Consider the following 14,908-nt stretch of genomic DNA (forward strand, 5'->3'; position numbering starts at 1 on the left):
TATTTTATATGCTATGATAAACTTAAGTATAGTTTTAAGGAGAGAAGTATATGCAAGACTTAAAAATTCTAGTTGCCGACGATGAAGAAAAAATGCGTCAAGTAATTAAAATCTATCTTAAAAATGAAGGTTATTTAGTGGAAGAGGCAAGTAACGGTAAAGAGGCCTTAGAAAAAATTGCTATTAATAAGTTTTCTTTAATACTACTAGATGTAATGATGCCCGAAGTAGATGGTTGGACAGTATGCCGAAGTATCCGTCTAGAGTCCTCAGTCCCAATTATCATGTTATCCGCAAGGGGAGAAGAGTACGATAAACTTTTTGGATTTGAATTGGGTGTAGACGATTATATAACTAAACCCTTTAGCCCAAAGGAACTGGTGGCGAGAATTAAAGCCGTATTAAAACGAAGCTGCGGTGGCAATATAGTAAATACAAACATGATAAAAATTGGAGCCATAGAAATAAAGCCCATGTCAAAACAGGTTTTTCTTGAAGATAAGGAATTGGCCCTCACTCCAAAGGAATTTGATCTTTTGAATTTTCTTTCCAAGAATCCTGAAATTGTATATTCTAGAGAACAATTACTAAATCAAGTCTGGGGCTACGATTTTGTTGGAGACCTAAGAACCGTTGATACCCATGTAAAGCAGCTTAGGGAAAAGCTTGGAATCTATAAAAAATATATCCACACAGTTTGGGGAACAGGATATAGACTAAAGGTAGGGAAATAGGATGAAAAGTATTTTAAGCAAGGTTTGGCTTGGCATTACTTCATTGGTGCTAATTATTCTCCTAATTATTTGGCTGTTTCAAATTGGATTATTAAACCGCTTTTATATCAACGAAAGATCTAATATCCTATTAAAGGAAGGGGAAAAGCTTTCGTCAATGCTTTCCTCATCTAAAGACTATGAGTCAGTGTCTCAAGAGATTATTGGAGAGATAGAGACTGTCGGAGCATCCTATAATGCAAGGATTTTAATAATAGATTCCTACAGTAATATATTGTTCTATAATGCTCCTAAACACTCTTTTAAGAGAGACAAAGGCCCGCTAGATGGAGATGCTGAATCTAAGGAAGGTTTTATTAGAAGAACTCTATCGGTTTTTTATAATGATGAGGAAATAGAACGAAACATTTCAGAAAAAAGCACATTTACCATAATCAAAACTGATCCAAGGTTTCCCGAAAGAAAGGCTATAATAGTAGGTATACCAATTGAAGATAATGGAAATATAATGGGCTATACACTTTTAAATTCTCCATTAGCACCTATTGAAGAGATGATATCAATATTAAAAAAGCAGTTATCCATCATTACATTTGCATCCTTAATAATCGGTACACTTTTGGCCTTATTATTTGCCAAACATTTCACGAAACCAATCAGACAAATTAACGATACTGCAAGGAAAATAGCAAAGGGTGATTTTACTGCAAATGTAGTACTAGATTCAAAGGATGAAATCGGTGATTTAGGTGATACCATAAATAATATGTCTAATCAGCTGGGACAAACTGAAAATTTCAGAAGAGAATTTATCGCTAATACTTCCCATGAGCTAAAAACTCCCATTAGCTTAATAAGAGCCTATGCTGAGTTGGTTAAGGATATAAATACTGGAAATGATGAGGCCACAACTGACCATCTACAGGTTATTATTGATGAATCAACTAGATTGAATGATATAGTTGAAGACATACTTTATCTATCAAAGATGGAATCAGGATACTCAAAGCTTGAAACTTCACCCTTTCCAATTATCAATATAATAAATAATGTGATAGATAAGCTTTCATTCTTTACCTCAAACAAAGGTATAGATATTATATTAGAAATTGATAATAAAGAGACTTTAATTAATGGCGACAAAGAAAAAATCCATCAAGTATTTTATAATATTATAAATAATGCTATTAATCACTCCTATGAAAATGGAAAGGTCACTATTAAAATCAATAATTCAAATAATATCACCAGAGTTGATATTATTGATAATGGCAAGGGAATTCCTAAAGAGGATTTACCCTATATCTGGGATAGATTTTATAAGGTAGATAAGTCAAGAAAAAGAGATGATAGTGGGACTGGTCTTGGAATGTCAATAGTAAAAAATATTTTAGATGCCCATAATTTCAAGTATGGAATTGAAAGTGAAATAGATAGGGGAACTACAGTGTGGTTTGAGATTAGGGGTGTATCAGAATGACGAATTTCTTCGTTATTTAAAATTTCACCGACTTGGCACGTACATCAGTACTATCCAAACCGATGAAATTTCAGAACCTCGAACTTCATTCATTCTGAAACACCCAGATGCTGACTCAAGGGATTGTCTTTTGAGACATCCCCTATTCATATACCTCCCCATCTCTCACATTTATAATCCGACCAGCTCTTTTAGCTATATCTAAATCATGGGTTATCATTACAATAGTATTGCCCCTTTTATTTAATTCTACAAATAGATCAAGTATCTCCTCCCCAGTCTTAGAATCCAATGCCCCCGTTGGTTCATCGGCAAGTAGTATATTTGGTTCACCAACTAACGCCCTAGCAATCGACACTCTTTGCTGTTGTCCTCCAGATAGCTCAAAGGGCTTATGATCTGTTCTATCTCCAAGACCTACACTATCTAGTACTTCCCTTGCCCTTTGATGGGCTTCAATTTTATCAATTCCTCTTAATAGCAAAGGAAATGCTACATTATGCTCAGCGGTATATTTGGATAAAAGGTTAAATTTTTGAAATATAAATCCTATTTCTCTATTCCTTATGTGGGCCAACTCATCGTCATTTTTTGCCTTAATATCCTGTCCAGATAGAACATATTTTCCTGAATCAGCAATATCAATACATCCAATAATGTTCATTAAAGTTGATTTACCTGAACCTGAAGGCCCCAAAACTGCAACAAATTCACCTTTTTTTATTTCTATAGATACACCCTTTAGAACCTTTAGTATGTTCTTACCCATTTTATAGGACTTTACTATGTCCTCCATATAGATTATTGTATTATTATTCATATTATTACCTTCCTTGCAGCATCACAACATGGGTGATCATTCTTTCTTCTTTATCTATATCATCAAACCATATTTGTAGTGAGGAACCTTCATATATATCAACCAAATCAATTGCCCTTGTTCCACTTTGGCTTCTCGTTGTTATTGGTATACCTACGGGTATAAGCAATGTGACAGTCTCACCTGTGAATTCCAGTTCTCTCCCTCCTGAGCCTTGGAATCTTTTACCACTACCCTTTTCTTCCCCAATAGGTACTCCAACCCCTTTATTCTTCTGCTTATTATCCCTATTAGCTGACATTTGAGGCATTTTGGCAATTTCCAATACTAATTCATTACCAGTGATACTTTTAACCCTTCCAAATATATCTGGCCGTTTTCTGGACCTTTTTTCTTCCTTATTTGCATCCTTTTCTTCTCCAACTTGATTTACTTTATTGTTTAATTCTACCTCACTGGGTTGACTTGATGCCGCACATCCTGATAATCCAATCGATAGACAAATTAGTACTATACAAAACTTAGAAACAAGCTTATTCATATAAACATCCCCTTTATTCATAGTTTAATGCATCAATAGGCTTAAGAGAAGCCGCCTTTGAAGCAGGATAATAACCAAAAAAAGTACCTATTACCACTGAAAAACCAAAAGCTAATAAATATCCGGACATACTGGGAATAGCCCTTACATTAAAATAATCCATCACCGGCATTACAGCTATACTTAAAAGTATCCCTACAACCCCTCCTGCTCCACTAACAATAATTGCTTCAAATAGGAATATACGAAGTATATCCTTTTTTCGAGCCCCAATAGCCTTTAAAATGCCTATTTCCCTAGTCCTTTCTTTAACGGAAACAAACAGTACATTCATTATACCTATTCCTCCTACAATTAAAACCACTGTTGCTACTGATAAAAGCATAAGTGTCATAGTATTTGCCGAACTTCTTGCTGACTCAAGACTACTTCCTGCATCCCTAATCATAAACCTTTCACTATTAGATCCATATCTCTTTTGAAGCACTACACTAATTTCATCTATCGCTAAGTCCACATGATCTATATCCTTAGCAAGGGCCATAATCATAGGTCGTAGATTTCTCCCTGTTATGTACTTTTCAGCTACTTCATATGGTATAATAACACCTTCATCAGGATTAAACCCCCTTTCACCACTTCCTATATACTGTAGAACCCCAATTATTTCAAACCTCTTTCCATTTAGTATCAGCTTTTCCCCTATAACCTCGGAACCATCCATTTCTTCAAAAAGTAGCTTCACTATCTCCGATCCAATAACAGCCACTTTGTCACTACTATTATCCTCATTTATAAACTCTCCATATTCTAACTCAAGATTGTTTATCTCTTTAAAATCACCCTTTACCCCTCCCACATTTGAATTGGCTGAGACTCCTTGATAGCTTATACTGGCATTACCATTAATCATCATACTAACACTTTTGATGGAAGCTGCCTCATCAGTTATGGCTTCCATATCCTCCGTTCCAAGCTTAAGATTTGTTCCACCACCTCTACCAAAGGCCGTCATCACATGCAGGGTACCTACATTCAGTCTTTTAAATTGTTCTTCAACACTTGCCTGACTTCCATTTCCAATAGCCATCACTAATACAATAGTCAAAGCTCCAACGATAACCCCTAATGTAGTAAGAAAAACCTTAGACTTATTTTCTCTAATATTAATAAAAATTGATCTTATAATCTCAGAAAAGCTCATAACTATACACCTACTTTACCCTCTTATCTTCTATCAAAATGATTTCTCCTACATTAAGCCCTTCAGTAACTTCTACATATTTTCCATCGGTAAGTCCCGTCTTAATATTTCTGATCTCTGTATTACCATTTTTATCTTTGACCTGTACTACCTGCTTACCTTCTGCCATTGTTACTGCTTTATTAGATATATATGTAACATTTTTTCTCTGCCTGATTATAAAAGAAACTGAACAAGTCATCCCTGATTTGATCTTATCAATTCCACCATCGAGTTCAATTCTAATATCAAATGTAACTAATCCACTATTATCTATTATAGGTAAAGCATCCATTGAAATGACTTTTCCCATGAATTTTTGACCCTCAAAGGCCTCAAATTCTACCTCCACTTGTTGATTTAATTCCACCTTTGATAAATCTATTTCGGAAACTGGTACAACAACCTCTACTTTATCTGAATCCGAAACAATCATAAAGTGTGTAGTATTTGCAGTTAATGTAACTGATTCTTTTATGCTGGTAATTGTCTCTCCAGGTTTATAAGCTAAATTCAATATCCTTCCTTCTATGGAGGATTCCAGAATTGTACTACTTAAATCATCCTTAGCCATTTCCAATGAAAGCTTTGCCGATTCGACATTTGCTTTTTCAAGCTCTATATCTTTATTAGAGTTTGATAGAATATCATATCTTTCTAATTGAAACTCATAGGCCGATTTTGCACTTTCATAGGAAGTCCTCTTGATATGTAAAGCTTGCTCTGAGTATATATCCTTTAGCTCAACCATCGGTAAATACTCTGCTTCCATTTGGTTGAATTTTGCTTTTAAGTCCTCTACCTTCTGTTGTTCGGCTAAAAGGCTAAGCTTTCTATTTTCCTCCTTTTGTTCAAGACTCGCAAGAGCTTTCTTGTAGTTTATCTCAGCAGTTTTTAGCTTTTTTACGTATTCCGTATCATCTAGCTTTGCTAAAATCTGTCCTTTACTAATTTCATCACCTTCCTGTACATAAAGCTCCTTTAGCTTACCGCTTATATCAAAATCTAAATTTACTACAGGTATTTCTGCCTCTCCATCACTATCAAAATCAATTGTAATATCCCCTCTCATTACCTGTTCTTCTTTTATTGCCGTAGTCTCACCTATAGATTCCACCGGTTTGTTTATGTACTTTAATCCAACAAAACCAATACATATAATAGCCACAAGTATGCCAGATATTTTAATGAACTTTTTTGACAACCCTAATTACCTCCTTTATTTACTTCCATAGATTTTTATAACAATATAAAAAACCATAGTATTATAAGAAAAATACCGTATTTTAATTTCTAATTTTATTATAAATATCAAATGTGATGAAAGGGTGATGCAAATCAGAATGATTTGTGAATGTTGGTAAGCTACAAGTTTTTTGGTCTTTCTTTTGGGTTTTAAATCTCAATATTAAGTTATTTTTACAAAAAAATACATATGACTATAGATAGCCATATGTATATACAAACTTTCTTAAAACTTACTTTTTTATTTTTAAACTCTAGTCTCCATCTATTAGATTTCCTAGACCACCTAAAACATCAAGTACGCTTCCTTCACCTCTTCTTGCTCCACCGGTTTGAGGGGCTGCAGAATATATTCTATCTGCTAACCTGCTAAATGGAAGGGATTGGAGCCAAACCTTACCTGGCCCCCTAACTGTAGCGAAAAATAGACCCTCGCCACCAAAGAATGCACTTTTTACATTTCCTACAAACTGGACATCATAATTTACGTTTTTAGTAAATGCTACTAGGCACCCTGTATCAACCCTAAGGCTTTCCCCGGGCTGTAGTTCCTTCTCAATAATAGTTCCCCCGGCATGTAAGAATGCTAAGCCATCGCCTTCTAGCTTTTGCATAATAAATCCTTCGCCCCCGAAGAATCCCGTTCCTATTTTCTTTTGGAATTCTATTCCTATTGAAACCCCCTTTGCAGCACATAGGAAAGCATCCTTTTGACAGATTAGCTTGCCTCCATAACTACTCAAATCCATTGGGATGATCTTTCCTGGATAGGGTGAAGCGAATGAGGCATGTTGTTTCCCAGCCCCCATATTAGTGAATACTGTCATAAACAAGCTTTCTCCAGTAATAAGTCTCTTACCTGCTCCAAACAATTTTCCCATAAATCCGCCTTGATTACTTTTTCCCGATCCGTCTCCGAAAATAGTTTCCATCTGAATCCCTTGTTCTATATACATCATTGCTCCTGCTTCAGCTACTACACTTTCCTGTGGGTCTAGTTCGATCTCAACAAACTGCATGTCATCCCCATATAACTTATAATCGATTTCATGAGCATTTCTCATACCTATAGCCTCCTTGTATTTAATCTATTACAATTATACCAAATATTAACTAACCAATTCCTTAAGATAACATTAAAACAAATAATTTTTACTACTTTTATTAAAAGTAATTATGCAATTTGTTCAAATAAACAAGAACAAAACATATATGAAAGTCATATATTATAATGATATTATTTATTTTTCAATATGGACAATTCATTATTTATTATTATTTAGTGAGGTATAAAATATGTCTACATTTAAACGATTAACACAAGTATTTAACTCATCAAAGGAAATACCCTTTGATGAATCATCTAAGCTAGTTCTAATTAGCGACTGTCACCGTGGAGATAATAGCTGGGCCGATAACTTTGCCCATAATCAAAATGTCATGTTTACAGCCCTAAACTATTATTACAATGCTGGATTCACATACATTGAGCTTGGGGATGGAGATGAGCTTTGGGAGAATAGAAGGTTTACTGAAATAAGAAAATCCCATAGTCATATCTTTGATATTTTAAAAAAATTTCATGCCAATAACCGTCTACACATGATTTACGGAAATCATGACATGGTAAAAAAAAATAAAAGCTATGTTAAGAAGAATCTATATCACTATTATGATGAACGTGAAAAAAGGATAGAGCCACTATTTAAAAATATAGAAATTCACGAAGGTTTAGTCCTACGCTATAAAGATACTGAGAACAAAATATTTGTTGTACATGGACATCAAGGGGATCTACTAAATGATTATTTATGGTGGCTAACTAGATTCCTAGTTAGGTATGTATGGAGACCTTTAGAATTATATTTGGGTTATAAAGATCCCACTAGTCCTGCAAAGAATTTTAAGAAAAAGAAAGATACTGAAAAGAAGATTTTAGAATGGGTAAAGGAAAACAATCAAATGATTATTGCCGGACATACCCATCGTCCTATGTTCCCTAAGTTCAACAACAATTTATACTTTAATGATGGCAGCTGTGTTCACCCCCGATGTATAACGGGTATAGAAATCGAAGATGGTAAAATTGCTTTAGTTAAATGGAATATCAAAGCAAATGCCAAGGGTATATTGTATGTAGGTCGTGAAATAATATCTGGCCCACGAAAATTAGACTACTACTTTGAAAATAGCTCCGGCTCAGCGAATTATTCTGCAAAATAAAAACCCAGGGATATTAAGCCCTTCGTTCTTGGTCAAATCTTTCTTCGGAAATGAACTGAAATAACTCCTAAGGAGAATATATTTATATCCTTAGGAGCTTAGTTTGCTATAAATAAAGCAAATTGCATAATTACCTTCCGTAAAAAACATCTACTATATATAGTTTTAGAATCTGCGAAGACATACCAACATATATCCTATAAAATTTATTGTTAAACAAGATAAATAAACTAAATTCATTTCATCAAAAGCTCCACCATAAATTCTTTTATCTCTTGAAATAGCCATATCTTTTTTTAATAAGCCTATACCTAAAATATCATTTGTGCAGTTTAAATGCTTTGGTGGATTGTTAGCTCTCTTATTGATAATATTGTCTAACAACAATAATAATGACAGTAATATCCATATTAAAAAGAACATATCTACATTTTTAGGCCTAATAATTATGAACAAAAACAACTCTAGCATAATATAAATAATATTTATCTGTATTCTTTGTTCATTTATAAGACTTCTCTTATACTCAAAATATCCTTTTCTACTATTTCTTGAATGTACTATATTTGAAGTAATCAAAATCATACTACCAAATAACTGTAATAGGTAGACTGGCAAAATATTTATTAAAGCTCCTGCCAGCATAAAGGCCAAAGGCGATATAATCTTACCCATACTAATAACTAAACTCAACACTCTACCTCTATATTCATCGGGTATAATGCTTTGCAAAATAGATATTAAAGGTATGTCAATAAAGGATATAGCTACTCCTACTATAGACATTACTAAACAATAATAAATAACTATAGCAATTTCATTTGTAATAATATTGAATGGAAAAACTGGTATACCTATCATAAAAATAGATATTGCAAGTATGAAATTCATCGTCATTAAAATCCTGTTATAGTCTAATCGTATAAGGAGCTTTCCAACAAAAACAGCACCTATTATTAATCCTATAGGAAATGAACCCTGGATTATGCCCAGATACTTTGACCCCAATCCTAATACATTGTTTATAATATAGGGCAATGGTACTGATATGGATAAACCAAGGGAAAAATTGAGAAAAACTACTACCATAAATTTACTAATAATTTCCTGTTCCCCTAACATATACCCAAAGCCTTCTTTGACATCCTTTATTAAATTGATTTCTTTTTTTTCTTCGTCATGTTCTTCATAGTTAAATTTAAAATCTATAAACATTTCTGAGATTCCGGAAAGAATAAATGATACACCATTAAAAACTATAAATGTCCTTATATCTACTATGGCAAATAGGATTCCTCCAACCATAGGGCCTAAAATGGTTGCTATGGAATCAATAATTTTACTGATGGAGTTTACACTCATCAAATTATTTTTTGAAACTATATTAGGCTTAGCAGCTTCAAAGCTTATATCAAATATAGTTATGAAGCTAGTCATAATGAATGTACTTAGATAAATCATAGTAAGGGATAATCCATTAACTAAGCTAATAAAATAAAGTCCTATTAAAAGTACTCCATTGAGCAAATCCATAGATACTACTAGAATCTTTTTGTTGAGCCTATCTGCTAGTACTCCAGCAATAGGATTTATTATGACCATGGGAATTGTACTAAAAAATAAAGTGGTTGCAAAGGACAGCCCAGATCCCGTAAGCTCAAGTACATATAGTCCTATGGCAAATGCATATATAAACGTACCAAATAACGAAACAAGTTTTCCCAGTGAAAAAAGTATAAGATTTGAAAGTTCCCTTTTCCCCATTAATTTGTTTAAAAAATGAACTGACATAGTCATATTGAAGCCTCCTATCCTTTAACTCCATTATAAATAGTTGGCCACAGACCATATCAATAACTAAATTATATTTTTTCAACAAAAAAACTACTAAAAGATAGGGTTAACCCTATCTCAGATTGTTGACAAAGTCAACAAGATGACAGGCTGCCTAACAATTCGAAGTTCGAGGCGTGCTGAAACCGAGAGGCCGTAGCGTATACAGACATACGTAAGGGTTCTTGGTTAAAGCAACAACGAAGAAATTCGGATTGTTAGGCAGCCTGAGATAGGGTTAACCCTATCTTTTTCCATAAACCATATAACTATATACTCTTTCATCTTCCCGGAAATAACTCTCGTATTTACCACCCTTGTCTACTACATCGGATGTTCTTTCATCCACGACCTTGTAGTTAAGCTTTTTGATTCCCTCTTTGATATTACTTAAGGTAAAGTTCTTCTTACATTTATCATCTATAAAGCTATTTAAACTAAATTTCTTAAATACTATATATGCGCCTATCAATAGGGAACTATCCTTTACATAACCATCTATAAGCTTTAGCAGAAAATCTTCATGCTCAAACCCATAATTACTGGAACCAGAATTATCAATTAAAATATCAACTAATTTATTTTCTAATGGTATGTCTAAAAAATCTGAGCATATAAATATTACTTTCTTTCGTCTGTCTGCTTTTTCTAATATATTTTTCAAAAACTTATGGGCCTTGATATCATGATCAACTGCTATGTATAAGGAATCATCGGGTAAGTCATTATATATATACCTCAATAAAAATCCAACCCCTGACCCTAAATCCAGTATAACCTTATTCTTAAGTTCATTAAAATCAAGCTTCTTGTATGTCCATTCCAGTCCCTTATATATATTATTTAAATAATTGGGGTCAGTTTTATTTATATATTCAGCTATATAGTCATACTCAGTTCCATCACAATACATGGAATTATTATTTATATTTTTAGCCCTACTATCTAAAAGTAAAATCCCGTCCTCAATGCCATACTCTTCTCCACATCTGCACTTAAGCTTTCCATTGATAATCTGATTGTTCGATATACTTCCTTCATGTAGTATCAAATCATTCCCACACTTTAAACATTTAAAAAGAGACAAAGCACTTATATCTATGCCTATCTTAGTATTATCATCATACTTTTCAGATGAAATCTCATTCAGCTTTCCTTCTAGCTTCAATTTAATCTTTGGTAATTCCTCTAATTGTTTATTTACTTTGCTAAGTTTATTTACAAAGAATTCCTTGAAGCATTCATTTGCTTGATAGGGGGTAAGCTTCCCAAGTTTTTTAAATAAAAATATGGACTTAATTTCATTCAAGGTAAAGCCCATTCCCTTTAAACTAAGAATTTCTTCTAAATCCTCTTTGCATCTTTCATCAAAGTCATAATGCCCACCGGATTTTTCTGGCGTAATCAAACCTAAATGCATATAGTGTCGTATTGTATCTATGCTAATATCATTTTCATTTGAAAACCGTCCTATTTTCATTCTATCACCCGAATTCACAATAATATGTATCTATTGTATCAATTGAGGAAATTGCATAACTCCTACTTGTCACAATTGCATATGCGAATATCATCCTTAATTTGATTACTTAAGATATAAGCATATTTGATGGTATAGCTTTGAAGATTTTTAAACTACATGTAGTAGATGGTTTTTATAGAAAGTAATTATGCAATTTGCTCAATTTATTTCATAATAAATAGCTTTAATTCATCTATATTTGTTTTTAACTATACAATTCCAAAAACCTTTACATTTAAGATTCTTTTAACTATAGAATATCCCAATATGTTTACAAATCCTACTGCAATCATACTGGCGAGTGCGGCCCCCGAAATTCCCCAAATAGGTATAAGTATTAGATTCAATACCGTGTTGATTGACGCGGCTAAAATCTTACCCACCATATTTACTTTTGGACGGCCAGTCATACATACTATATACCATACACTACCGACGGATGCATTTATTAGCTGACCTATACCTCTAAATACTATAACATATTGGCCTCTAATGAAATCTGGCCCAAAATAAGCTAATATATTTTGTCTAAATATAATCATTAGTAAAATGATTGCACTTGATATAGCTGCAAGTGTTCTAGCCGATCCTTTGTACATGCTTCTAAGTTTATCCAATTCTCCATCGTGATAAAGCTTGGCAACAATAGGTGGAAATACTGTATTAAACACAGTTAGTAATATAGAAGGAAATGTGGCAAATTTAGCTGCTACATCATAAATGGCAACTTCCTGTTTATTTAATATATTTCCTATCATTATCATATCTATATTATTAATTATAACTGACATCATTGACCCAACCACCAGTGGAAGAGAATATCCTATTACTTCCTTAGTTATTAAAAATTCCCCAAACATTTTCTTTTGCTTGATAAAATAGAAAAGTAGGGATATACCAGTAGATATATATGTAGCTATAATTATATTTAATGAATTTACTCCATATAAATAAAAGAATATACAAGTAAAAATTATTTTCAGTCCCAGGCTTGATAAAATTTTTACCCAAAAGAACTCTTGAATATTCTGCTTTGCCCTATACAAAGCAAAAAACATTTGCTCTGCAGATAAAAACCAGATTAAGGGTAACATGGCTCTAACAGTATTGTCTCTATTAAAGATAAGTAAAACTAGAATAATGAACGAACTGGATATGAAATTCAATATGAATGATGCTGTAATATATTTATTTCCCTCTCTAGGTATAAAATAAAGCATCCCCATATCCAGTCCTAATGATGCCAAGAAAATCGTCATCATAACTACAGAATACCCATAGGTATATTTTCCTAGTATATCAGCACCATATAGTTTTGTAACCACAAATGGGAATAGCATATTTAATAGAAATGTAGCGACGTTCCCTAAAAAAGATTCCATAAGCTTTCGAGTAAAATTTTCAGTTTCCATATATATATATATCCCTCATTCATCAATTATATTTTACAGTATTGGATATCATAGAGAGAGTTCCAAGTAAATCTTAATTTATACATATCAAAATATCCGATGTTTCTAGGGAGTTTTGATATGTATAAATTAAAGTTTTGACTGGAATCTCTATATAGAGAGTTCCATACTAATTCCTTTTTTCCTCCTTTAAATCGAGAAATACACGTATATATACTTTAAATCTTTATTTTAAAAAATCTAGCACACAAAATGTATGCTAGATCTTTCTATAGAACTTGGTTATATTATTTAACCAGCATTAATATCTAGATTTCCTGCTGCTTTCACCTTCATTCTAGCCGCATTTCCAGGGTGATAGGCTAAAGGAACATCTTCTACCTCAACTATCTCAATAGTATCAGCATCGGCCCCTGCTTTTATTGCTATGCTAATAGCTTCATCCTTTGCTTTTTGTAAAGCTTCATCCCTAGTAATTGTATCAAGGGTAAACAGCTTTTCAAAGGTTCCACTCACCTGGGCTATAGCTGAACCTATTGCATTTGCAACGGGGAAGCTTTCTGGTCTTATTAGCTCTGACACTCCTTTGAGGGTATCTTTAACTATTATTCCCCCTCCCCCTACCAGTACAACGGGTACGGGCTCCGACGACAACTTCATCTTATCTATGCCAGCTTCAATCATTCCCATCATAATATCCATAGTTTCCTCTGCAAACTCTTTATCAATATGCTCTAGCTTTGATGCATCCCCTATATCCGCCATACCTAGCTTAACCGCAATATCCGTAGCCGTTAAGGTATCACCACCAAAAACTAGTGCCTTTTCAGTCAATTTATAACCAACGCTGTCAGGGCCTACCTTAATAGTTCCATCCTTCTTTCTTATGATTGTTCCGCCCCCAAGGCCAATGGCAATAATATCAGGCATCCTAAAATTAGTTCTGGCCCCACCTACATCGGTAGCCAGGGAAGATTCCCTTGGAAAAGAGTTAACTATAACTCCTATGTCGCTAGTAGTTCCACCAACATCTAGAACTATAGCATTCTTCATTTTGCTTAAAAATGAAGCCCCTCTAATACTGTTTGTTGGGCCACAGGCCACAGTCAGAATTGGAAATCTTTTAGTGTATTCTGCACTCATTAATGTACCATCATTTTGGCATAGGAAAATCTTCGCATCATTAATTCCTTCTTTTTTTAACCCTTCTCTAAATCCTTCAGTAACTATTTCTGCAACACTCATAAGGGCTGAATTAAGTATAGTGGCATTCTCTCTTTCTAAAAGCCCCATGCTTGCAACTTCGTGGGACATGGAAATAGATATATCCCCTAATTCTTCCCTAATAATTTTTGCTGTCATTATTTCATGATCGGCCTTGATGGGAGAAAAAACACAGGATATAGCTATTGCTTCTACCTTACCCTTCATTTTCCTAGCAATATCTCTTATCTCATTTTCATCTAAAGAAGTTAATTCTCTACCATCAAATTCATATCCGCCCTTAACTATATTAAAGTTTTCACTAACCGCTTTTCTCAAATCCTCGGGCCAGTCCGCCATAGGTTCTATGGAGCATGTTGCTGGAGAACCTAATCTGATGATACCAACTTTACTTAATTTCTTCCTCTCAACAATTGCATTTGTACATTGGGTGGTTCCAAGCATGGCATATTTTATCTTATCCTTTTCTATTCTCGATTTTTCTAAAACTCCGTGAATTGCTTCAAATATTCCTGTGCTTACATCCTCAGTAGTCGGCATCTTTACACTACAAATAAGCTTGAGATTTTCATCAATTATAACTGCATCGGTATTAGTTCCCCCTACATCTACGCCTAATCTATAAATCATT

General features: G+C 33.6%; 12 protein-coding genes. 3 read left to right on the forward strand and 9 right to left on the reverse strand.

Annotated features, from left to right (window positions below; genetic code table 11):
• Window positions 1-50: 50 nt before the first annotated feature.
• Window positions 51-734 carry a response regulator transcription factor gene (locus tag N4A68_10790; GenBank protein MCT4564780.1) on the forward strand — a complete coding sequence of 228 codons (684 nt, stop codon included), beginning with the start codon at window positions 51-53 and terminating at the stop codon, window positions 732-734.
• 1 nt (window position 735) lies between these two features.
• Window positions 736-2,214, forward strand: a complete 1,479-nt coding sequence (locus tag N4A68_10795) for a cell wall metabolism sensor histidine kinase WalK (protein ID MCT4564781.1) — start codon at window positions 736-738, stop codon at window positions 2,212-2,214.
• 142 nt (window positions 2,215-2,356) lie between these two features.
• Here the strand turns inward: N4A68_10795 and N4A68_10800 are convergent, their stop codons facing one another.
• The 5 genes from N4A68_10800 to N4A68_10820 all read right to left on the reverse strand — a co-directional run bounded on the left by N4A68_10800 (window position 2,357) and on the right by N4A68_10820 (window position 7,127).
• The gene (locus tag N4A68_10800; protein MCT4564782.1) at window positions 2,357-3,019 is read right to left on the reverse strand and encodes an ABC transporter ATP-binding protein; all 663 of its coding nucleotides are present in this window, start codon (window positions 3,017-3,019) and stop codon (window positions 2,357-2,359) included.
• 19 nt (window positions 3,020-3,038) lie between these two features.
• Entirely contained in the window at window positions 3,039-3,575 is a 537-nt protein-coding gene (locus N4A68_10805; GenBank protein ID MCT4564783.1) for a hypothetical protein, read from the reverse strand.
• A 13-nt stretch (window positions 3,576-3,588) separates the two neighbouring features.
• Window positions 3,589-4,779, reverse strand: a complete 1,191-nt coding sequence (locus N4A68_10810; GenBank protein MCT4564784.1) for an ABC transporter permease — start codon at window positions 4,777-4,779, stop codon at window positions 3,589-3,591.
• A 10-nt stretch (window positions 4,780-4,789) separates the two neighbouring features.
• Window positions 4,790-6,022 (reverse strand): efflux RND transporter periplasmic adaptor subunit, encoded by a 1,233-nt coding sequence (locus tag N4A68_10815; protein MCT4564785.1) that lies wholly within the window; start codon window positions 6,020-6,022, stop codon window positions 4,790-4,792.
• A gap of 295 nt (window positions 6,023-6,317) precedes the next feature.
• Complete coding sequence (locus tag N4A68_10820; protein MCT4564786.1) at window positions 6,318-7,127, reverse strand: TIGR00266 family protein; 810 nt, start codon at window positions 7,125-7,127, stop codon at window positions 6,318-6,320.
• A 232-nt stretch (window positions 7,128-7,359) separates the two neighbouring features.
• Between N4A68_10820 and N4A68_10825 the strand changes: the two genes are divergently transcribed.
• On the forward strand, window positions 7,360-8,286 hold the full coding sequence (locus N4A68_10825) for a metallophosphoesterase family protein (GenBank protein MCT4564787.1): 927 nt from the start codon (window positions 7,360-7,362) through the stop codon (window positions 8,284-8,286).
• A gap of 165 nt (window positions 8,287-8,451) precedes the next feature.
• Here N4A68_10825 and N4A68_10830 read toward each other — a convergent pair whose 3' ends face one another.
• The 4 genes from N4A68_10830 to N4A68_10845 all read right to left on the reverse strand — a co-directional run bounded on the left by N4A68_10830 (window position 8,452) and on the right by N4A68_10845 (window position 14,907).
• On the reverse strand, window positions 8,452-10,083 hold the full coding sequence (locus tag N4A68_10830) for an MFS transporter (protein MCT4564788.1): 1,632 nt from the start codon (window positions 10,081-10,083) through the stop codon (window positions 8,452-8,454).
• 280 nt (window positions 10,084-10,363) lie between these two features.
• On the reverse strand, window positions 10,364-11,599 hold the full coding sequence (locus N4A68_10835; protein ID MCT4564789.1) for a MerR family transcriptional regulator: 1,236 nt from the start codon (window positions 11,597-11,599) through the stop codon (window positions 10,364-10,366).
• Between the two features lie 251 nt (window positions 11,600-11,850).
• Window positions 11,851-13,053, reverse strand: coding sequence for an oligosaccharide flippase family protein (locus N4A68_10840; GenBank protein ID MCT4564790.1), 1,203 nt, complete (start codon window positions 13,051-13,053; stop codon window positions 11,851-11,853).
• 291 nt (window positions 13,054-13,344) lie between these two features.
• A complete protein-coding gene (locus tag N4A68_10845; GenBank protein MCT4564791.1) occupies window positions 13,345-14,907 on the reverse strand; it encodes a hydantoinase/oxoprolinase family protein in 1,563 nt (520 codons plus the stop codon).
• Between the last annotated feature and the right edge of the window lies 1 nt (window position 14,908).

The organism is Maledivibacter sp. (assembly GCA_025210375.1).
Classification (GTDB): Bacteria; Bacillota; Clostridia; order Peptostreptococcales; family Caminicellaceae; genus JAOASB01.

Excerpts from the sequence above, each read along its gene's own strand:
- N4A68_10790 (MCT4564780.1), top strand. The coding sequence starts at position 51 with ATGCAAGACTTAAAAATTCTAGTTGCCGACGATGAAGAAAAAATGCGT.
- N4A68_10795 (MCT4564781.1), top strand. The coding sequence starts at position 736 with ATGAAAAGTATTTTAAGCAAGGTTTGGCTTGGCATTACTTCATTGGTG.
- N4A68_10805 (MCT4564783.1), bottom strand. The coding sequence starts at position 3,575 with ATGAATAAGCTTGTTTCTAAGTTTTGTATAGTACTAATTTGTCTATCG.
- N4A68_10810 (MCT4564784.1), bottom strand. The coding sequence starts at position 4,779 with ATGAGCTTTTCTGAGATTATAAGATCAATTTTTATTAATATTAGAGAA.
- N4A68_10820 (MCT4564786.1), bottom strand. The coding sequence starts at position 7,127 with ATGAGAAATGCTCATGAAATCGATTATAAGTTATATGGGGATGACATG.
- N4A68_10825 (MCT4564787.1), top strand. The coding sequence starts at position 7,360 with ATGTCTACATTTAAACGATTAACACAAGTATTTAACTCATCAAAGGAA.
- N4A68_10830 (MCT4564788.1), bottom strand. The coding sequence starts at position 10,083 with ATGACTATGTCAGTTCATTTTTTAAACAAATTAATGGGGAAAAGGGAA.
- N4A68_10835 (MCT4564789.1), bottom strand. The coding sequence starts at position 11,599 with ATGAAAATAGGACGGTTTTCAAATGAAAATGATATTAGCATAGATACA.
- N4A68_10840 (MCT4564790.1), bottom strand. The coding sequence starts at position 13,053 with ATGGAAACTGAAAATTTTACTCGAAAGCTTATGGAATCTTTTTTAGGG.
- N4A68_10845 (MCT4564791.1), bottom strand. The coding sequence starts at position 14,907 with ATGATTTATAGATTAGGCGTAGATGTAGGGGGAACTAATACCGATGCA.